This window comes from bacterium, assembly GCA_026708015.1.
Lineage (GTDB): Bacteria > Actinomycetota > Acidimicrobiia > Acidimicrobiales > Bin134 > Poriferisocius.
In genome coordinates this window covers 106,041-124,786 of record JAPOVT010000056.1, presented here as the reverse complement: position 1 = coordinate 124,786, position 18,746 = coordinate 106,041, and the positions used below count along the sequence as shown (strand labels likewise).

Sequence of the window (18,746 nt, the reverse complement as noted above, 5' to 3'; positions counted from 1 at the left end):
GATCGCTCACGGCGTCCTTCCCGTGCGGGCGTCCAGATCGCGGGCAAAGCTCGGATAGCTGGTGTGGGTGGCCTCGAAGCCCTCGACCGTCATCAAGCCATTGCCCACTGCTCCGGCGATGGCCGCGGCCATGGCCATCCGGTGGTCTCCACGGGAATCCACAGTACCGCTGCCCAATGCCTCGGCGCGACCGACTCCAGTGATGGCCAGGGTGTCGCCGTCGATCTGGCATCCTGCGCCTAAGACTTCGAGCAGTTCGGCGACGGCCGCCGCCCGGTCGGTCTCTTTTATCCGCAGCTCACCGACGTCCTCGAACACGGTTGTGCCTTCGGCGGCCGCGGCGGCCACGGCCAAAATGGGAACCTCGTCTATGCAGCCCGGCATCTCTTGGGCCGTCACCCGGGTGGCTTTGAACTCGCTGGTTCGAGCCCGGATATCTCCCGTTTTCGAGTCGATCGAGATGTCGGCGCCCATGCGCTGCAATATGTCGACGAATCCTCCCCGGGCTGGGCCGAGGTAGACGTTTTGCACCGTCAGGTCGCTGTCGGGGGCCGTGCAGGCGCCCACCACCCAGAAGGCAGCCTGCGAGGGATCGCCGGGCACGTCGACGTCGGGGGGTTCCACCTCACCAGGCCATACCGTCACCGAGCAGTCCCCGCGCTCCATCCTCACTCCGGCCGCGGCCAGCATCTCTTCGGTGTGGGCCCGGGTGGGAACCGTCTCGTGAACCGTGGTCGGCCCCTCGGCCCTCAGCGCGGCCAGCAGCACCGCGCTCTTCACCTGGGCCGAGGCCACCGGCAGGGTGTATCCGATGCCCCGCAGCGGACGGCCCTCGATGGTCAGGGGCGCCAACGAGCCGCTGTCGCCGCTGCCCTGTATTGACGCTCCCATCTCGGTTAGCGGGGCGATGATCCGGTCCATGGGCCGCTGGCGGATGGATGCGTCTCCGTCCAGGGTGGTGGTGAAATCGAAGCCGGCCACCAGCCCGGCCATCAGCCGGATGCCGGTGCCCGAGTTCCCCAGGTCGATGGGACCGCGGGCGCCGCCCACTCCCCCGGTAACGGTCACCTCACCAGATTCGGCCACCTCTACTCGTGCGCCCAGCGCCTCAACGGCGAGGCGAGTACGGACCACGTCGTCGCCGTCGGAGAGGCCCCTTATGGTGCACGGCCGTTCGCCCAAAGCAGCGATCATCAGCGCCCGGTGGGAGATCGACTTGTCGCCCGGCACCCGCAGGCCCCCGGTGAACTGGCGCTTCCCCTCCACGGAGATGGCGGTCACGACAGAACTCGCGACGATGGGGCGTAGCCCTGCTCTCTGAGTGCCCCCAACAGAGCGTCGGACGCCTCGGTGTTGACCACCAGGATGGCCACGCCTTGGCCGCCCTCCACCGAGTGGGCGATCTCCAAATCGAAGATGTTCACCCCGATGTCGGTGGTAAGGCTGGTGATGCGGGCCAGCTCGCCGGGACGGTCGAACACCGGCACCCTCACCTCCGACAGCGATACGTCTCGGTCCAGGCCATAGGGCAGGTGGGATCGGGCGCTGCGGGCCTGTTCCAGCAGTTCCAACAACCCGCCCCGGTTGCCGTCGGCCACCAGCGAGCGAACGTCGGCCAGGGCCTCGATGAACCGGTCGAGCGCTGAGCAGATGGCCTCGGAGTTCTCATCGCAGATGTCGGGCCAGATGCCGGGATGCCCCGAGGCGATTCGGGTCATGTCTCGGAATCCGCCGGCGGCCAGCCGCAGCATCACCTGGTGCTCCTCAGAGCGCTCGTCGGCCAACGCCATGAGCGTGGCGGCGGTGAGATGGGGAACGTGCGACACCACCGCCACCAAAGCGTCGTGGCGCTCGGGAACCAGCGATACGACGTCGGCCCCGAGGGAGGCCACCACCGAGCGGATCCGAACCAGGGAATCGTCGTCGGTTTCGTTGGTGGGGGTGAGCACCCACACCGCGTTCCGGAACAGGTCGGCCCGGGCCCCGGCCACCCCCTCCTGCTCGCTGCCGGCCATGGGGTGGCCGCCCACAAAGCGGGGGCTGTCCACCGCCGACACTATCGGGGCCTTCACGCTGCCCACGTCGGTGACCGGACCGCGACCTGCGGCCAGGGCCTTGCGGGCCTCGGGGGCGGTCGATCCCACCGGGGTGGCCACAAAGGTGATATCGGCGTCGGTGGACAGCCCTACCTCATCGAGGGCGCCCCGGCGCCGCGCCTCGGCGGCCACCGCCTCGTCTTGATCGGTTCCGGTGACCCACCAGCCCCGCTCTCGCAGGGCCAATCCAATGGAGCCGCCGATCAGCCCGGTGCCGATGATGGCGGCCCGCTGTGCTGCCATCACTCGGGAAGGTCGTCGCGCAGCCCTCGTGCGCCTTCCAGGTAGATGTGGTGCAACTCGTCGCGCCCCCGCTCCGTGGTCAGGTGGATCAGCACCCGCAGGCACAACGGGGTTCCGTCTTCGATGTCCAGCTCCTGGGCGCAGAGCAGCGGCACGTCGCCGAGGCCGAATTTCCGGGCCGCGGCCGCGGGGAAGGCCGAGTTGATGTCGGAGGTGGCGGTGAAGACGACGCTGATCAGGTCGCTGTGGTGGATGTCGTTTCGTTCGAACATCTCGGACAGCAGCGCGACGATCCGCTCCTCCATATGCTCGGCGGTGTCGACGTCGATGGTGGTGGCGCCCCGCAGGGCGCGCACTGCGCTGCTCACGGCCAAAATTGTACCGACCCCTGGATGCGGCCCTGAACTCAGTTGCCGGTGAGTTCGGTCCCCTGGCGCTCGAGTTCCCGAACTTCACCGGGTCTGAGCACTCGCCACTGGCCGGGCGGGAGCTTTCGATCGGCCAGCGGGCCGATGCGGATGCGGACCAGTCGGATCACAGGATGGCCGACTGCCTCGCACATCCGCCGCACCAGGCGGTTGCGGCCCTCGTGGACCACGATGCGGATCACCGACGGCTCGGGTAGCGACACCGCCATCGCCTGAGCGGCGCCGTCTTCCAGCTCTACTCCCTCGCGCAGCCTTCTCAGTGCCCCCCGGCTGGGTCGGCCCTCCACATGGGCCAGGTACTCCTTGGGCACCCCGAAAGAGGGATGGGTCAGCCGGTGGGTCAGTCCCCCGTCGTTGGTGAGCAACAGCAGCCCCTCGCTGTCGGCGTCCAGGCGGCCCACCGGGAACACCCGGGGCTCTTCGGGCACCATGTCCACCACGGTGGGGCGGCCCTGGGGGTCGGACGCGGTGGTTACCACGCCGGGCGGCTTGTTCAGCAGGTAGTACACCAGGTCGGTCCGCAGCCCCACGGGGATGCCGTCGACCTCCACGGCGTCGTGGTCGGGGTCGATCCGCTGGCCGAGCCGGGCGGGCTGTCCGTTGACCGTGATGCGGCCCTCAGCCACCATCTCCTCCACCGCCCGGCGACTGGCCACCCCGGCGGCGGCCAGGACCTTCTGGATCCGCTCAGGCTCGCTCACACTTCCAGCGCATCGCTGTTGCCGCTCTCGGGCAACGGCGCCGGGCGGCTGTCGGCCATCAGACTGGTCTCCAGAGCCTCGATCACCTCGGCACCGGGCACGAAGTCGACCAGCGGGGGCAGCTCGTCGAGGGAGTCGAGCCCCAGCCGCTCCAAAAAGGCCGGGGTGGTGGCGAAAAGGCGGGCCTGGCCCGGGCCGGGGTCCCGGCCCACTTCCTGCACCAGCCCCCGGTGCTGGAGGGTGCGCATGGCCCCTTCGGCATTCACCCCCCGGATGGCCGACACTTGGGCCCGCGACAGGGGCTGCTTGTAGGCCACAATGGCCAGGGTCTCCAGGGCGGCCGACGACAGGCGGGAGCTCTGGCCGCTGACCACGAACCGCTTCACGTACGACTCGGCATCGGGGTGGCTGCGGAACCGATAGCCGCCGGCCACCCGAACCAGTTCGAATCCCCGGCCCTCGGCCCGGTACTCCTCGGCCAATTGGTCGCAGATGGCCTCCACCTGACCGGTGGGGATTTCGATTAGCTGGGCCATCAGCCCCGGCGGGACCGGCTCCTCGGCAACCATCACAATGGCCTCCACTGCCCGGCGGGCTTCAAGGCTGTCATCGGTCATGGGCTTCTGCTTCCCCGCTCGGCTCGGTGCTCATCGGTCATAGGAGTCCACCCCGACCAGCGGCTCGTCGAATTCGCCCTGGCCGGTCCAGGTGATGGCGATGCGGCCGAACGTCGAGGCCTGCAACACGTCCACCAAGCCCCGCTTGTAGAGCTCCAGCACGGCCAGGAAGTACACCACCACCTCGATGCCGGTCTCCAGATCCTCGGTCAGCTCTCGGAATCCCACCGTCCCGATCTCGGGCAGCCGCTCCATGAGATCGGCGGCCACTTCGTCCACGCTGATGGGGATGTCGGTGATGTGCTGCACGTTCACCCGGGGGGTGGGCCGGGCCACGGTGGCCCGCAGGAATGCGGCTCTCAGATCGTCGGGGCCGATCCCCTCCAAGAAGTCGGGCACCAAATCTACGTAGCGCTCGTCGGGTCCCGCCGTGCGGGGCAGGGCGCGCCCGGCCACTGTGGCCAACTGCTCGAGGGCTTGGGACACCCCCTTGAAGGTCTGGCACTCCAGCAGGCGGGCCAGCAGCAGGTCGCGCTCCGACCACAGGGCCAGCTCCTCGTCGAGGTCGAGCGAATCGCCGTCGGGCAGCAGGCGGCTGCTCTTGAGCTGGACCAGCGTGGCCGCGATCAGGAGGAACTCGGTGGCCACGCCCAGGTTGAGCTGCTCCATGCGGTTCAGCTCGGCCAGGTAGGCGTCCACGATGTCGCCCACCTTCACTTCGTAGAGATCGACCTCGTCGCGCAAGATGAGGTGCAGCAGCAGGTCAAATGGGCCCTCAAAGACCTCGGTTCGCACTTCGAACGGCCCTTCGGACACCTCCGTTCTCACCTGCGCGACCACCCGTCAAGTGTAGAACTCGCCCTTTACCGCTTCGGGGTTTTCAGATCGGGGCGGGTAGTTTGACCGGCGTGGCTCGAGTGTTCTCTGGCATCCAGCCGTCCGGCGGCATGCACCTGGGCAATCTGCTGGGCGCGCTGTGCAACTGGGTGGCCTACCAGCACGAGCACGACGCGGTGTACTGCGTGGTTGATCTCCACGCACTGACCACCGCCCCCGACCCGGCCGAACTGCGGGACAACACCCTGGCTGCGGCAGCCATGCTCCTGTCGGTGGGCATCGACCCCGATCGGTCCACCCTGTTCGTGCAAAGCTCGGTGAGCGAGCACACCGAACTGGCCTGGATGATGGAGTGCACCGTGGGCTTCGGGGAGCTGCGCCGCATGACCCAGTTCAAGGACAAGTCCGACCGGACTGAATTCGTATCGGCCGGGCTGTTCACCTACCCCGCCCTTCAGGCGTCGGACATCCTGCTGTACGACACCGACCTGGTGCCGGTGGGCGACGACCAGCGCCAGCACATCGAGCTGTGCCGAGACATCGCCGAGCGCTTCAACCGGCGCTACGGAGAGACCTTCGTGGTACCCGCCCACGTGATCCCCGAGGCGGGGGCCCGGGTGATGGACCTCCAGAATCCGGGCGACAAGATGTCCAAGTCGCTGGAGTCCGCTGGCACTGTCGCCGTGCTGGAGGAGCCCGACAGCGTGACCCGCAAGTTCAAGCGGGCGGTGACCGACAGCGACAACGAGGTCCACTACGACCCCGGCACCAAGCCGGGGGTGTCGAACCTGCTGGGCATCCTGGCATCGGCCACCGGGCGGACCCCAGAAGCAGTGGCCGACGACTACGCCCAGTACGGACCGCTGAAGGCCGACACCGCCGAAGCGGTGAACGAGCTGCTATCGCCCATTCGGGAGCGATACGCCGAGCTGTCGTCGGACCCCGGAGAGATCGCCCGGGTGCTGGCCGCTGGGGCCGACAAGGCCCGGACGGTGGCGGCGGCCACCCTGAATAGAGCCCGCGACAACGCAGGTCTCATCCCCCGCTCCCCCGCGTAACGACAAGCATCCCCCTGAGGAGACCCGTGTCCGAGATCACCCCGTTCACCGTCGAAATCCCCGATGCCGCGCTGGAGGACCTCCGGCGCCGCCTGAGAGAGGCCCGCTGGCCCGACCAGATTCCCGGCGTCGGCTGGGACTACGGCGCGGATATGGGCTACATCCAAGAGCTGGCCCGGTACTGGGCCGACGAGTACGACTGGCGGGCGGCAGAGGCCGAACTGAACGAGCTCGACCACTTCACCACCACCATCGACGGCCAGAATTTCCACTTCATCCACCAGCGCTCCCCCCAACCCGACGCCTATCCCCTGGTCATCAGCCACGGATGGCCGGGATCGGTGGTGGAGTTCCTCGACATGATCGGGCCGCTCACCCACCCCGACGACCCGGCCGACGCCTTCCATGTGGTGGCTCCCTCGCTGCCCGGATACGGCTTCTCGGGGCCGACCGCCGACCGGGGATGGGACACCGTCCGCACCGCCAAGGCCTTCGCCGAGCTGATGGCGCGGCTGGGATACGGGCGCTACGGAGCCCAGGGGGGCGACTGGGGCTCGATGATCTCCCAGAACATCGGACGCCACGACCCCGACCACTGCGAGGCGGTACACGTGAACTTCCTGTTCGCCACCGCCCCCGAGGGCGAGCCCGGCGAGCTCACCGAGGCCGAGCAGGCCGGTCTGGCCCGGGCCAACCTCTACTTCACCGAGGGCGCGGGCTACATGCAGATCCAGAGCACCAAGCCCCAGACCCTGGCCTACGGCCTGACCGACTCTGCCGTGGGCCAGCTGGCGTGGATCGCCGAGAAGTTCCTGGCCTGGACCGACAACGACGGCACCATCGAATCGGCGGTGAGCCGCGACCGCCTGCTCACCAACATTTCGCTGTACTGGTTCACCGCCACCGCAGGCTCGTCGGCCCGGATGTACTACGAGACGCTGCGGCCCGGCGGGGCCGGGTTGGGCGACCCTCTCGAAACCCCTCTGGGGATGGCCAGCTTTCCCATGGAGATCATGCAGGCCCCCCGGCACTGGCTGGACGACAACTACAACATCGTCCACTGGTCGGACATGGATGAGGGAGGTCACTTCGCGGCCATGGAGGAGCCCGAGGCCCTGGCCATCGACATCCGCGAGTTCTTCCGCCGCTTCCGGTAGTAAGCAATACGTCAGTATGAAGCTGCCGTCGCTGCCTCAGGGATTGGCCGCCAACGCGGCTCGGGGGGCGGGGCGGCTGTCGCAGCGGCTGGGGCGGGGCGGGGGTACAACGTTGCCCGGCCTGGTGCTCACCCGGCTGCGTCCTGAGGCCACCGCAGAGATGGCCCGCTCGGTTCCCAACGGCGTGATCATGCTTTCGGGGACCAACGGCAAGACCACCACCGCCCGGCTGGTTCGGGCCGCACTCGACGCCAGCGGCGCCCGCGTGGTGGCCAACACCGCTGGCTCTAATCTGGAGCGAGGGGTGGCCACCGCGCTGCTCAACGCCGATGGGGCCGAGGTAGCCCTGTTCGAGGTGGACGAAGCGGCCCTGCCGGGGCTGATGGCCCAAACCAAGCCGCGGGCGGTCACCCTGATGAACCTCTTCCGGGATCAGCTCGACCGCTACGGGGAGTTGGAACACCTGGCGGACCGATGGCGGGAAGCGGTGGCCGAACTCGACTCGGCCACGACCGTGATCTACAACGCCGACGATCCCGCGGTGGCCGAGATTGTCGCCCGGCACCCCAATACCTTGTCCTACGGCATCGAAGACCCCCGCGTGGGCCGCGACCGCCTACCCCACGCGGCCGACGCCACCGAGTGCCGCCACTGCGGCGCTTCGCTGCACTACGAGATGGTCACCATCGCCCACCTGGGCCGGTGGTCGTGTTGGGAGTGCGGTCTGGCCCGAACCCAGCCCGACGTAGGGGCCACCCGGGTGGAGCTGCACGGCCTGGATGGCCAGCGGCTGGCCATCGACACCCCCCGGGGCCCGATCGAGCTGTCACTGCGGCTGCCGGGCATGCACAACTCCTACAACGCCCTGGCCGCCACCGCCACCTCCGGGGCCCTCGACCTCGGCCCGGAGGCCATCGGCCCGGCGCTCGCCAAACGGGAGGCAGCGTTCGGGCGGTCCGAGCGCACCCAGATCGGCCCGGTCAGGGTGACCACGCTGCTGGCCAAAAACCCGGCCGGGGCCAACGAGAACATCCGCACCATGCTGCTGGAGGACCACCCCCTGCACCTGTTGGTGCTGCTCAACGACCGCACCGCCGACGGCCAAGACGTGTCTTGGATCTGGGACGTGGACTACGAGCTGCTGTTGGACAGCGGTCGACTGGCGTCGCTCACGGTGGGCGGCGACCGGGGCTACGACATGGCTCTGCGGTTCCGCTACGCCGGGTTCAACCCCGATCAGCTCTCGGTTGTCCCTTCGATGTCGGCTGCGCTTGACGCCGCGCTGGGGGCCAGCGGAGCCGATGGCGATCTTTATGTGCTGCCCTCCTACACCGCGCTGCTGGAGTTCCAGGCGGTGCTGGCCGAACGAGGCCTGGTGCCTGCCTTCTGGGAGGACCGATGAGCGCCGCCAACCCCTCACTCAAGCTGTGTCATCTGTATCCGGATCTCATGAACATTTACGCCGACCGGGGCAACATCGCAGTGTTCCGGCGCCGCCTGGAGTGGCGGGGGCTGTCTCTGGATGTGGTGGAAGTCGGGCTTGGCGATCCCATTCCCGCCGACTGCCACCTCTACTACCTGGGCGGCGGCCAAGACCGCGACCAGATACTGGTGGCTGAGGACTTGGCCCAAAAGGCCGATCCACTGCTTGATGCCGCCGGCGACGGCGCGGTGGTGCTGGGGGTGTGCGGCGGCTACCAGCTCCTGGGCCACAGCTACATGGCGGCCGACGGCCGACCGATGCCCGGGATCGGGCTACTGGATGTGGAGACCGCCGCAGGAGCCAGCCGACTCATCGGCGATGTGGTGCTGGAGGTGACCCTCAACGGCCTCACCCGCACGGTGGTCGGCTATGAGAACCACGCCGGGCGCACCCATCTGGGCGGGGGGTGTACTCCACTGGGCCGCCTGCGCCGAGGCCACGGCAACAACGGAGACGACGGCTGCGAGGGGGCGGTGGCCGGTCGTCAGGTGGGCACGTACCTGCACGGACCGCTTCTGCCCAAAAACCCCTGGCTGGCCGATATTCTCCTGGGCTGGGCCCTGGACCACGCCGGGCGCCCCGTGGAATTGGAACCGCTGGAAGACGACCTCGAGAAATCCGCCCACGCCGTTGCCGCCACCAGAGCAAGAAAGCGCAGATGACCGAAAACACCATTGGCCCCCGGCCGATCATCATCGACACCGACCCCGGCCAAGACGACGCCATCGCCATTCTGGCCGCATTGGCGTCGGACGAATTGGAGGTGCTCGGCATCACTGCGGTGGCCGGCAACGTGCCCCTGGAGCTGACCGCCCGCAACGCCCTCATCCTCGTTGAGCTGGCCGGCCGCACCGATGTCCCCGTGTTCGCGGGCTGCGACCGTCCGCTGCGCCGGGACCTGGTCACCGCCGAGCACGTTCACGGCAAGACCGGTATCGACGGCGCCGACCTGCCCGACCCGACTACAGAACTGCAACCCCAATCCGCAGTGGATTGGATGGCCGAGACGCTCTTGGCTGCCAGCGAGCGGGAGATCACCATCTGCCCGGTGGGGCCGATGACCAATGTGGCCACCGTGTTGGAGGCCGCCCCGGAGGCGGCCCGCAATATCCGGGAGATCGTCTGCATGGGGGGAGGGTTCTTCGACGGGGGCAATACCACCCCTACCGCGGAGTTCAACGTGTTCGTGGATCCTGAAGCGGCCCAGCTTGTGCTTCATTGCGGTGCCCCGGTCACCATGCTCCCCCTCGACGTGACCCACAAGGCGCTCATGACCGACGCCTGGATCAACCAGGTTCGGGCCTTGGGCACCCGCACCGGGGCAGCCGCCGCCGGGATGCTGGACTTCTACGAGCGCTTCGACGTGGACAAGTACGGCACCTTCGGCGGCCCCCTCCACGATCCCAACGTGATCGCCTATCTGCTGCGCTCCGACCTCTATAGCGGTCGCCACTGCAATGTGGAGGTGGAGACCGAATCCCCCCTCACCACAGGCATGACCGTGGTGGACTGGTGGGACGTCACCGACCGGCCGGCCAACTGCCAGTACATCACCGAGGTGGACTCCGATGGCTTCTACGAGCTGCTGTTGAACCTGCTGGCCCGCCTGCCCTGATCCAGAGTCAGTCGGCGCTGGCTGCCAGCGCTTCGATCTCGGCGTCGTCGTAGCCCAACTCGGCCAGAATCTCGCGGGTGTGGTGGTTGGGGTGGACGGGGCCGGTTCCCACCGCGGCGGGGGTGTCGGAGAATGTGAGGGGCAGCCGCAGCACGGCGATCTCGCCGCCGTCAGGGTCGGGAACCGTCGAGTAGATGTTGAGGTGCTCCACCTGGGGATCGGCGAACGTCTCGTCCACCGCCAATACCGGCCCGCACGGGCATCCGGACGCGTTTAGCCGCTCCACCCATTCGGCGGTGGTGGCGGTGGCCATGCGCTGTTCGATGATCTCGTCCAGTTCTCTGCGGTGGGCTGTGCGGGTGTGGCGATCGGCGAAACGGGGATCGTTAGCCAGCTCGGGGACGCCCAGGGCTTCGGCAAAGGTCTCCCACCGCGACATCGGCGCCACGTTGACGTGCCCGTCGGCGGTGGCGAACATGCCCATCGGAACGATGGTGGGATGGTTGTTGCCCTCCTGGGGCGGAACTTCCCCATCGGTCAGCCAGCGCACCGCCTGGAAGTCCATGAAGTTGATGGCCGCCTCCAGCAGCGAGGTGTGGACCCACTGGCCCCGTCCGGTGCGCTCCCTGGCCACCAGCGCGGCCAGCACCCCTTGGGTGAGAAACGTTCCCGCCGCGGTGTCGGAGATGGCGACCCCTACCCGCCACGGTCCGCTCCCCGGCGGTCCCGTCACGCTCATCAGCCCGCTCAACCCCTGGGCGATCTGATCCACCCCTGGGCGATTGGCGTAGGGCCCCTCCTGGCCGAAGCCCGAAATGCTGGCGTACACCAGCTGAGGGTTGCGGGCCGACAGCACGTCGTAGCCGATGCCGATGCGATCCTTAACGGCGGGCCGAAAGTTCTCCACCACCACATCGGCCCGCTCAGCCAGCCGGTAGAAGACCTCCCGTGCTCGGTCATCGGTCATATCGAGCTGCATCGACCGCTTGTTGCGCTGGAGGTTTTGATGGTCGGATCCGGTCAGCAGCTGGCGCTGGGGATCGACCACGCAGATCACGTCGGCGCCCATATCGGCCAGTTGCCGGGTACAGGTCGGGCCAGCCCGAGCCCGAGTGAGATCGATCACCCGCAGGCCGGCCAGCGGCCCGTTCCCCGGATCGGCGCGGTCGTACATCGACATCGTGCTACTACTAACCGATGGCCCAGACAGTGGAAACCGGCACCGACAAGCTGATCGCCGAGGTCGAGGGCGCGGTGGGCCGCATCGTGTTCAACAATCCCGAGCGGCACAACGCCATCACCACCGACATGTTCGCGGCGCTGGCCGCCGTTGTCGACGCCTACGAGCAAGACGCGAAAATCCGGGTGGTGGTCATTTCCGGCGCCGGGGGTCGGGCGTTCGCCTCCGGCGCCGACATCGGCAACCTGGACTCCGCTCGGGGCCCGAGTCGCAACCCCTCCCCCGATGATGCCCGCACCAGCCGAGGACCGGCCGCCCTGGGCCGCCTCACAACGCCGCTGATCGCCGCGGTGGACGGGTATTGCCTGGGCGGCGGGCTGCTGGTGGCCCTGCACGCCGACCTGCTGGTGGCCACCGACCGCTCGCAGTTCGGCATCCCCGCCGCCCGCTTGGGGGTGGGCTATCCCATCGAGGGCGTCGAGCAGCTGGTGGGCCGGGTGGGCCACGCCAATGCGGCGCTAATCTTGATGACCGGAGACCGGTTTGATGCCGAGGAGGCCGCGGCCATGGGTTTGGCCCATGCGGTAGTGCCCGTCGACGAGCTCGAGGGCGAGGTACACAAGCTCTGCTCCCGCCTGGTGGCCAATGCCCCTCTCACACTGCGGGCCGTCAAGCTCTCCATCGCCTCTGCCGCGGGCCGGGGGGATCGACAGGCAGCCCTGGACGCCATCGCCGACTGCTGGGCCAGCGAGGATTTTGCCGAGGGCCGGGCTGCCTTTTCCGAGCACCGCGAACCCCGCTTTCAGGGGCGCTAGTGGTCCGTCTGTGAATTGGCAGGGATGGATTGCGACGGCAGCGGCGCTCCTCGCAAGGCGCACCGACGCAGCCATACCCGGAGCGTACGGCAAGGAGGAGCAACGCCGCGAGGGGCGTCGATGCCTAGCTGGACGCCCTGACCAATTCACAGACGGACCACTGGACATAAAATCCAACCTCTAGAGCTATGTCCTCGGTTGCCGTCTTCTTCGTTTTTCTGTTGATCATGCTGGCGCTGGCCACCCTGGCCATCATCTTGGACTGGATGGGCAAGCCGATCCGTCGCACATTCCGCCCCCGCACTACCGGCACCCCCGCATGGCTGATTGTCGACTCCCCTGCGCCGCCGGAGAGCCCCGAAATCACCTCGGCGCCGAGTGCGGGCCGCGACTTGCTGGAACTGCCCGCCGAATCGGCAGCCATCGAACAGATGGAGGCCGACTCAGAACTTCCCGTCGAACAGCCCGCCGAGTTCCCCGACCTCAACCCCGCTCCCCAACCAAAGCAGCCAACCCCGTCGGGGCCTTGGCAGGCGGGCGACTCCATCTTCAAGATCACCCCCCGGGGAACTCCTCCGTCGATCACCGCCGTGCGCCGCCGCTATTGGAAGAACCTGTCCGAGCGCCCCTCCTCCGCGGTGTTTGGCGAGGACAACCGGACGCTTATGGCCGTGGGACAAGCACCCCAGCGCTTCAACCCCCGGACTGGTGCCATCGAGGAGTTGAGCCTGCCCGAGTCCATGCTGCGCTACTGCTGGGCCACCAAGAGCAAGCCCTCCCCTACTTGGGACGACCAGGGCCTCGACCCATTCGCCCGGCCATGATCGAGGGACTATGACGGCTGCCCCCACCTTCAGCGACCTGTTTGCCGACGGAGCTGAGACAGTTGAGCACCGCGGGCAAAATGTCCGGCCGATCCTTCGCTTAGCAGTGTCGGAGGGCACGAAGGTGCGGGTGGTGCGCATCGTCGCCCGGCCTGATCGCCGTCAAGCCCTCAAACTAGGCGCGGTGAACGGGCTCCTCGAGGTGAACGGGGCCACCTCCGAGGTCATCTCACTCTGGTCCGACACCAGTCCGGCTGAGGTGGAGCTGACCGTGATCGGCACCAACGCCCGGCGATTGGAGGTGTGGAATGCCTGGGATCTGGGCGGCCTGGAGACGGCTTGGCTGGGCAACGCCGGGATGGTCGTGGAGCAAGCAGAGCGCTACCTGACCCTGCATTGCAGCGACGGCCTCGGTCCTCCCGACTTCACCGACCTTCAAATACGCCTTTCGGTGGCCCAGCCGGGCTGATTCGGGGCAAGCTTGAGCATGGCCATATCGCTGGACGACCTCACCGCCGATACCTCCTTCACCCAGCACGTCAAGGGCCAAGTCACGTTCTTGCCCGAGCCCGAGCGGGCCGACCGATGGATGCCGATGATCTCGGTGGACGACCACATCGTGGAGCCCCCCGGGGCCTTCGCCGACCGGTTCCCGGCAAAGTACGCCGAAGACGCCCCCAGGGTGGCCACTCTCGATGACGGATCGGAGACCTGGCTGTATGCCGGGCACTCGCTGCCCAACGTGGGGTTCAATGCCGTGGTGGGTCGGCCAGTTAGCGAGTACAGCTTCGAACCCACCCGTTTCGAGGACATGCGCCGGGGCTCATGGGACATCGATGCTCGGATTTCCGACATGGACCTCAACGGGGTCTACGCCTCGCTGTGCTTCCCGTCGTTTCTGCCCGGCTTCTGCGGCCAGCGGTTCCAGCAGCTCACCGCCGACCCCGACCTGGCTCTGGCCGCGGTGCGGGCTTGGAATGGGTGGAACATCGAGGAGTGGTCCGGGGCCTATCCCGATCGCATGATCCCGTGCCAGATCGCCTACTTCCTCGACCCCGAGGTGGGCGCGGCCGAGGTGTACCGCAACGCCGAGCGGGGCTATCGGGCCATCAGCTTCTCCGAAGCCCCCCACTCCTTGGGGTTCCCCTCGCTGCACTCCGGCCATTGGGACCCGATCATGGCCGCCTGCGAGGAGACTGAGACGGTGGTGTGCCTGCATGTCGGCTCCTCGGGCACCTCGCCGGCCACCTCGCCCGACGCCCCCTCCGACACCGTGGGGGTGCTGTTCTTCGGTTACGCCATGTTCGCCGCAGTGGATTGGCTGTACTCCAAGATCCCGGTGCGTTTCCCCAACATCAAGATCGCCCTCAGCGAGGGGGGGCTCGGCTGGGTGGCCGGGCTGTTGGACCGCCTGGAGCACGTCCGCAAGTACGACTCCATGTACGGCACCTGGAACGATGTGGAGCTCTCCCCTGCCGACACCCTGCGCCGCAACTTCTGGTTCTGCGCCATCGACGACCCCTCGGCCTTCGACCTACGCCACTACATGGGCCTGGAGAACCTAATGGTGGAGTCCGACTACCCCCACGCCGACTCCACCTGGCCCAACACCCAGGAACTGCTCCGCCAGCAGCTCAGTGGCATCCCCGCCGACGAGGTGGCCCGCATCTGCTGGGCCAACGCCAGCGACCTCTTCCGCCACCCCGTCCCCGACTCGGTTGTCAACAACCCCGACAGCTTTTGAGACCCGTCTAGCCGGTGCCGGTTGCTCCTGGATTGTTGTTGTCGTGGGCAAGTGGGCTGGGTAGGATGCTCTCGGTGGAGCTAGGGGGAGTCGAACCCCCGCGGTGAGGTGTCAAATCTGGCACCGCCCCGACCAACCGGGTAGCCCCATTGGGAAAGGGCGATGCTCTCTCCTAGGGCCGCACCGGGTCTGTGCACGAGACCCGGTGCGGCCCTTAGTATTGTACGGACTGACACCGTATTACTCAACACTCATTCTTATTTATTGAAATATACTGATATGGAGCTTCGACCTGAACGATTTAGCCGCTGATCCAGAGGTAACTGCTGCTTATGTGGCTGCGGGATGGTGGGGGCACGACACGCCCACCGATCTGATTCGGCGCAACGCGGCCGAGCGGCCCGACGATGCCGCCTACATCACTTGGAGCCGAGAGTCTGGGGATGGCTCCTTGGGCAGCATCGATAGGACCACCTGGGCGGGCTATGACCGGTTGTCGGATCGGGTGGCGGCGGCGCTGTTGGCGGCGGGGCTGGATCGGGGCGACAAGGCGGCGGTGATCTTGCCCGACAGCGCCGCGGTCCACGCTGCGTTCACCGGGGCCGACAAGGCCGGAGTGGTGGTCATGGGGATCGGACACCGGGCCGGGCCGGCCGAAATCGCCCATCTGGTTGAGAAATCCGGGGCCCGGGCTGTCATCACCGAGACCGCCCTCCGAGGGCGCCCGGCCGCTGAAACAGTGGCCGAGCTGCGGCAAAGCCTGCCCGCCCTCGCCCACCACATCACCATCGACGGCCTCGGCCAGGATGCCGCCCTGTTCCTGGATGGCGAGCCCGCCCCTGGGCCAGAAACGGTGCCCGAGTTTGGTGAAGCCGTGGAAGCCCGCCGTCTGGGGGCCTCGGAACTGTGCCTGTTGAACTCCACCTCGGGAACAACCGGCCTGCCCAAGTGCGTGATGCAGACCCACAACCGCTGGTTCTACTTCCACCAGAAGGCGGTGGAGTACAGCGGTCTGGGGGCCGACGAGGTGTTTTGCGTGCCGGTGCCCGCGCCGTTCGGCTTCGGGCTGTGGACTGCCCACTACACCCCCACCATTTTGGGCGTGCCCACCGTGGTGATGGCCGACTTCGACGCCGCGGCGCTGCTGCGCCTCATCGAGGCCGAGCGGGTGACCGTGCTGTGCGCTGTCACCACCCAGTTCATCATGATGCTTAACTCCCCCGCCTTCGACGGCCGCGACCTGTCGTCGCTGCGACTGATGTTCACCGGGGGCGAGGCCATCCCCTATCAGCGGGCCGCCGAGTTTGAGGACCGCACTGGCTGCACGGTGTTGAACTTCTACGGCTCCAACGAGACCGGGATGCTGAGCGGGACCCGCTTGAGCGACCCCCGGTCGGCCCGGCTGCGCACTGGGGGCAAGTGCGAGCCCGAGATGGACTGCGCGCTCTATGACCCCGACGACGGGCAGCGGTTGCCGGAGCTGCGGGGCCGGGGCCAGCCCGCCTGCCGAGGACCGGCCACCGCCTTGGGCTACTACGACAACGGCATGGCCAACACCGAGCTGATGACCGACGACGGCCGGATGCTGATGGGCGACATCGTGGAGATCGACGACGACGGCTACTTGCGGGTGGTGGGCCGCACGTCGGACTTCATCATCCGAGGGGGTAAGAACATCAGCGCCCCCGCGGTGGAAGACGAAGTGATGACCCACCCGGCGGTGGCCATGGTGGCCGCAGTGGCTGCCCCCGATCCGGTGTTCGGCGAGCGAGTGGCCGCCTACGTGGAGCTGGTTCCCGGCACCAGCCTGGACTTGGACGGACTCCGGGAGCATCTGGGCGAGCGAGGCGTGTCCCGGGAGTGGTGGCCCGAGCACCTCTTCGTGGTCGATGCCCTGCCCCGGTCTTCGGGGGGCAAGGTGGCCAAGGGGCAGCTCAAAAAGGACGCCGCCGACCGGATCGGGACAATACCGAGCTAGCGCTGAGTCAAGACGATCGCCAGCCAGCGCCCGCTGAGGGGCAACGCAGCGAGCTGAGCCATGGCGTCCAGCAGGAACTCCACGGCCACTCTTGGGTCTTGGCCCTCGGGCAGCTCGTAGACCAAGCCCCGCTTGATGTGGTCTTGGCGCCGGTTCCACCCGTCGGGCTCGGTAACCCCCCGCTCCTCCAGCAGCTTTGCGGCGTATCGGCCTCCGGCGTGCTGCAACCCCACCGAAGCGGGCTGCCACTTGTCCCGATGGTGGTGGCCCGGCACCCAAGTGCCCAGCGGGATGGGCGGCCCCTTGGCGGTGAACAGCTTGAAGATGGGTGACTCAGGGGGCCGGTTCTCATCAGCCACCAGCGGCTGCACGTTCATCCACCCCTTGCCGTCGCCCCGAGCAGCCAAGGTCAGCATCTCGTGGAGCACTTCCTCCAGGTCCAACCGCTCAAACCGGACGTGCCGCTTATCGAGGGCCACCCATCAGGCCCTTCCGTGTGTAGGTGATGTCGGAGCGGTCCCGATAACCGATGGTGAAGTCGTCGTCGTAGGGGAACGAGTAATTCAGCGTGAGGGTGTAGCGCCACTCAAAGGCGCATATCCGGGTGGCGATCAGCCAGGGCCCGCCGTCGCGGCGCTCGAACCGGTCCACGTAGCGCAGACCCATGCGCATGTCGGACCCCGACCCTTCCTGGGTGGGATGCACCACGTGGTGGGCATTGCAGTAGGTCTCCACAAACGCCACATCACCCTCGAGTTCGATGCGGGACTGGCCCAGCAGGTGCTGGGTGTAGTCGAAGTGGGCCAGCACCTCCAGCACCCAGTCGGCGAACTCCACCGGGCTGCCACGGAAATTGTTGTGGTCATCGAAGCCGTCGGGGTGATAGCCGGAGACGATCAGCTCCTTGTCGAGCCGATCAGTGCCCCGGGCCACCCGGTGAATGGTGTCGGTGATCTCGTCCTTGTCGAGCAGCGCTTGGAGCCGAGGGTCGAGATCAGCCATCCCCAACCCCGATCATCACCGCCGAGAGGGTGAACGGGCCATCGCCGGTGTTGCGCCAGGCGTGCTCGGTGCCCCGCTGGATCACACAGTCGCCGGCGACAAGGTGTGTCGGCGGCTGGCCGGGCAGCTCCAGGTCCACCGTGCCCTGGGCGATTCGCACGAAGTCGATGGTGGGGGTTCGGTGCATCAACGCGGCCTGGTCGGCCATCGAGGCTGGGATGGTCACCTGCTTCCAGGTCACTCCCCCGCCCGGGGGGTTGAGCTGCATATCCGACGCCGCGCCATCGCCGCCCTGGAGCTCGCTGGCCACCGGGGCAAAGGTGTGCCACAGCTCGGCGGTCACCACCCCTCCATCGGACTGCGATGCGGTGGCCGGTGGGCCGTCGGCGCACACCCCGTCGCCGTCGGTCACCACCCGGCGAGGCCCCAAAGCGCCGGTTGACGCACCGGCGAACCCGGGGTCATCGCCGTCGCCCACTCCCAGCATGGTGGCGCTGAACGTGCAAGGCTCGTCGCCCAGAACGATCCACCGGTGCCATGTGCCCCGCTGGATGACACAGGATCCGGCATCGAGCTCTACTGAGTGGTCGTTCAGCTCTAGGCGAATACGGCCTGAGATGACCTCGATGAAGTCGATGGTGGGAGTGGCGTGGAATCCCACGCGCTCCTGGTCGAATCGGGGATCGTCAGTGGGGCCGATCGCCTTGCCGCCCGAGGGCTTCAGGGTAAAGATCCGCCACGAGATCCCTCCGGGCGGAGGAACGAAATCCTTGCGGTCGGCCGGTTCGTCGCCTCCGTCGTCCACGGTGACGGGTGGCTGGCCGACATACCACAGGCTGGCCGTGGTCCTTCCCAGGAAACTCGGCTCCGCCGGCCCGTCGGAGATGATCACTGGTGCCCCAGTTTCGTCGTGCCCGGTTACGATTCGCCGCTTCGTGAATGCCATCCGGCAACCGTAGCGGCCCACT

At 67.6% G+C, this 18,746-nt stretch carries 20 protein-coding genes and 1 tRNA gene; 10 read left to right on the top strand and 11 right to left on the bottom strand.

The window, feature by feature from the left end; genetic code table 11:
• Positions 1–6 precede the first annotated feature (6 nt).
• Genes aroA through OXG30_14310 form a run of 6 tightly spaced genes read right to left on the bottom strand, consistent with a single transcriptional unit; the run spans position 7 to position 4,925 of the window.
• The gene (gene aroA, locus OXG30_14335) at positions 7–1,281 is read right to left on the bottom strand and encodes a 3-phosphoshikimate 1-carboxyvinyltransferase (GenBank protein MCY4136068.1); all 1,275 of its coding nucleotides are present in this window, start codon (positions 1,279–1,281) and stop codon (positions 7–9) included.
• Positions 1,278–2,339 (bottom strand): prephenate dehydrogenase, encoded by a 1,062-nt coding sequence (locus OXG30_14330; protein ID MCY4136067.1) that lies wholly within the window; start codon positions 2,337–2,339, stop codon positions 1,278–1,280. Before OXG30_14330 ends, aroA begins: the two co-directional genes overlap by 4 nt.
• Entirely contained in the window at positions 2,339–2,707 is a 369-nt protein-coding gene (gene aroH / locus OXG30_14325; protein MCY4136066.1) for a chorismate mutase, read from the bottom strand. The genes OXG30_14330 and aroH overlap by 1 nt, the downstream gene beginning before the upstream one ends.
• A gap of 38 nt (positions 2,708–2,745) precedes the next feature.
• Positions 2,746–3,468 carry a pseudouridine synthase gene (locus OXG30_14320; protein MCY4136065.1) on the bottom strand — a complete coding sequence of 241 codons (723 nt, stop codon included), beginning with the start codon at positions 3,466–3,468 and terminating at the stop codon, positions 2,746–2,748.
• Positions 3,465–4,085 (bottom strand): SMC-Scp complex subunit ScpB, encoded by a 621-nt coding sequence (scpB, locus tag OXG30_14315; GenBank protein ID MCY4136064.1) that lies wholly within the window; start codon positions 4,083–4,085, stop codon positions 3,465–3,467. Before scpB ends, OXG30_14320 begins: the two co-directional genes overlap by 4 nt.
• 30 nt (positions 4,086–4,115) lie before the next feature.
• Positions 4,116–4,925, bottom strand: coding sequence for a segregation/condensation protein A (locus OXG30_14310; GenBank protein ID MCY4136063.1), 810 nt, complete (start codon positions 4,923–4,925; stop codon positions 4,116–4,118).
• Positions 4,926–4,993: 68 nt separating this feature from the next.
• On the opposite strand from OXG30_14310, the gene trpS reads away from it, so the two are divergent.
• From trpS to OXG30_14285, 5 genes are read left to right on the top strand one after another with little or no spacing between them, the layout of a single operon-like run.
• Complete coding sequence (trpS, locus tag OXG30_14305; GenBank protein ID MCY4136062.1) at positions 4,994–5,980, top strand: tryptophan--tRNA ligase; 987 nt, start codon at positions 4,994–4,996, stop codon at positions 5,978–5,980.
• A 35-nt stretch (positions 5,981–6,015) separates the two neighbouring features.
• The gene (locus tag OXG30_14300; GenBank protein MCY4136061.1) at positions 6,016–7,137 is read left to right on the top strand and encodes an epoxide hydrolase; all 1,122 of its coding nucleotides are present in this window, start codon (positions 6,016–6,018) and stop codon (positions 7,135–7,137) included.
• Positions 7,138–7,153: 16 nt separating this feature from the next.
• Complete coding sequence (locus OXG30_14295; GenBank protein ID MCY4136060.1) at positions 7,154–8,539, top strand: MurT ligase domain-containing protein; 1,386 nt, start codon at positions 7,154–7,156, stop codon at positions 8,537–8,539.
• Positions 8,536–9,282 (top strand): glutamine amidotransferase, encoded by a 747-nt coding sequence (locus OXG30_14290; GenBank protein ID MCY4136059.1) that lies wholly within the window; start codon positions 8,536–8,538, stop codon positions 9,280–9,282. The genes OXG30_14295 and OXG30_14290 overlap by 4 nt, the downstream gene beginning before the upstream one ends.
• The gene (locus tag OXG30_14285) at positions 9,279–10,235 is read left to right on the top strand and encodes a nucleoside hydrolase (GenBank protein ID MCY4136058.1); all 957 of its coding nucleotides are present in this window, start codon (positions 9,279–9,281) and stop codon (positions 10,233–10,235) included. The genes OXG30_14290 and OXG30_14285 overlap by 4 nt, the downstream gene beginning before the upstream one ends.
• 7 nt (positions 10,236–10,242) lie before the next feature.
• Here OXG30_14285 and OXG30_14280 read toward each other — a convergent pair whose 3' ends face one another.
• Positions 10,243–11,415 carry a CaiB/BaiF CoA-transferase family protein gene (locus OXG30_14280; protein MCY4136057.1) on the bottom strand — a complete coding sequence of 391 codons (1,173 nt, stop codon included), beginning with the start codon at positions 11,413–11,415 and terminating at the stop codon, positions 10,243–10,245.
• Between the two features lie 17 nt (positions 11,416–11,432).
• Between OXG30_14280 and OXG30_14275 the strand changes: the two genes are divergently transcribed.
• The 4 genes from OXG30_14275 (at position 11,433) to OXG30_14260 (ending at position 14,798) form a co-directional block, all read left to right on the top strand.
• The gene (locus tag OXG30_14275; protein MCY4136056.1) at positions 11,433–12,230 is read left to right on the top strand and encodes an enoyl-CoA hydratase-related protein; all 798 of its coding nucleotides are present in this window, start codon (positions 11,433–11,435) and stop codon (positions 12,228–12,230) included.
• Positions 12,231–12,418: 188 nt separating this feature from the next.
• Positions 12,419–13,054 carry a hypothetical protein gene (locus tag OXG30_14270; GenBank protein ID MCY4136055.1) on the top strand — a complete coding sequence of 212 codons (636 nt, stop codon included), beginning with the start codon at positions 12,419–12,421 and terminating at the stop codon, positions 13,052–13,054.
• Positions 13,055–13,064: 10 nt separating this feature from the next.
• Positions 13,065–13,523 (top strand): hypothetical protein, encoded by a 459-nt coding sequence (locus OXG30_14265; protein MCY4136054.1) that lies wholly within the window; start codon positions 13,065–13,067, stop codon positions 13,521–13,523.
• 18 nt (positions 13,524–13,541) lie between these two features.
• On the top strand, positions 13,542–14,798 hold the full coding sequence (locus OXG30_14260; GenBank protein ID MCY4136053.1) for an amidohydrolase family protein: 1,257 nt from the start codon (positions 13,542–13,544) through the stop codon (positions 14,796–14,798).
• 75 nt (positions 14,799–14,873) lie between these two features.
• On the opposite strand, the gene OXG30_14255 is transcribed toward OXG30_14260, so the two are convergent.
• Positions 14,874–14,946: transfer RNA gene (locus OXG30_14255), tRNA-Ser, on the bottom strand.
• A 186-nt stretch (positions 14,947–15,132) separates the two neighbouring features.
• Between OXG30_14255 and OXG30_14250 the strand changes: the two genes are divergently transcribed.
• Positions 15,133–16,776 carry a class I adenylate-forming enzyme family protein gene (locus tag OXG30_14250; GenBank protein ID MCY4136052.1) on the top strand — a complete coding sequence of 548 codons (1,644 nt, stop codon included), beginning with the start codon at positions 15,133–15,135 and terminating at the stop codon, positions 16,774–16,776.
• On the opposite strand, the gene OXG30_14245 is transcribed toward OXG30_14250, so the two are convergent.
• Genes OXG30_14245 through OXG30_14235 form a run of 3 tightly spaced genes read right to left on the bottom strand, consistent with a single transcriptional unit; the run spans position 16,773 to position 18,724 of the window.
• Positions 16,773–17,255: a hypothetical protein gene (locus OXG30_14245; GenBank protein ID MCY4136051.1), complete on the bottom strand. Its 483-nt coding sequence runs from the start codon at positions 17,253–17,255 to the stop codon at positions 16,773–16,775. The genes OXG30_14250 and OXG30_14245 overlap by 4 nt on opposite strands.
• Positions 17,242–17,778 (bottom strand): nuclear transport factor 2 family protein, encoded by a 537-nt coding sequence (locus OXG30_14240; GenBank protein ID MCY4136050.1) that lies wholly within the window; start codon positions 17,776–17,778, stop codon positions 17,242–17,244. The genes OXG30_14245 and OXG30_14240 overlap by 14 nt, the downstream gene beginning before the upstream one ends.
• Positions 17,771–18,724 carry a cupin domain-containing protein gene (locus OXG30_14235; GenBank protein ID MCY4136049.1) on the bottom strand — a complete coding sequence of 318 codons (954 nt, stop codon included), beginning with the start codon at positions 18,722–18,724 and terminating at the stop codon, positions 17,771–17,773. The genes OXG30_14240 and OXG30_14235 overlap by 8 nt, the downstream gene beginning before the upstream one ends.
• Between the last annotated feature and the right edge of the window lie 22 nt (positions 18,725–18,746).

Excerpts from the sequence above, each read along its gene's own strand:
- OXG30_14285 (MCY4136058.1), top strand. The coding sequence starts at position 9,279 with ATGACCGAAAACACCATTGGCCCCCGGCCGATCATCATCGACACCGAC.
- OXG30_14265 (MCY4136054.1), top strand. The coding sequence starts at position 13,065 with ATGACGGCTGCCCCCACCTTCAGCGACCTGTTTGCCGACGGAGCTGAG.
- OXG30_14275 (MCY4136056.1), top strand. The coding sequence starts at position 11,433 with ATGGCCCAGACAGTGGAAACCGGCACCGACAAGCTGATCGCCGAGGTC.
- OXG30_14235 (MCY4136049.1), bottom strand. The coding sequence starts at position 18,724 with ATGGCATTCACGAAGCGGCGAATCGTAACCGGGCACGACGAAACTGGG.
- OXG30_14270 (MCY4136055.1), top strand. The coding sequence starts at position 12,419 with ATGTCCTCGGTTGCCGTCTTCTTCGTTTTTCTGTTGATCATGCTGGCG.
- OXG30_14260 (MCY4136053.1), top strand. The coding sequence starts at position 13,542 with ATGGCCATATCGCTGGACGACCTCACCGCCGATACCTCCTTCACCCAG.
- OXG30_14330 (MCY4136067.1), bottom strand. The coding sequence starts at position 2,339 with ATGGCAGCACAGCGGGCCGCCATCATCGGCACCGGGCTGATCGGCGGC.
- OXG30_14240 (MCY4136050.1), bottom strand. The coding sequence starts at position 17,778 with ATGGCTGATCTCGACCCTCGGCTCCAAGCGCTGCTCGACAAGGACGAG.
- OXG30_14290 (MCY4136059.1), top strand. The coding sequence starts at position 8,536 with ATGAGCGCCGCCAACCCCTCACTCAAGCTGTGTCATCTGTATCCGGAT.
- OXG30_14295 (MCY4136060.1), top strand. The coding sequence starts at position 7,154 with ATGAAGCTGCCGTCGCTGCCTCAGGGATTGGCCGCCAACGCGGCTCGG.
- OXG30_14280 (MCY4136057.1), bottom strand. The coding sequence starts at position 11,415 with ATGTCGATGTACGACCGCGCCGATCCGGGGAACGGGCCGCTGGCCGGC.
- scpB (MCY4136064.1), bottom strand. The coding sequence starts at position 4,085 with ATGACCGATGACAGCCTTGAAGCCCGCCGGGCAGTGGAGGCCATTGTG.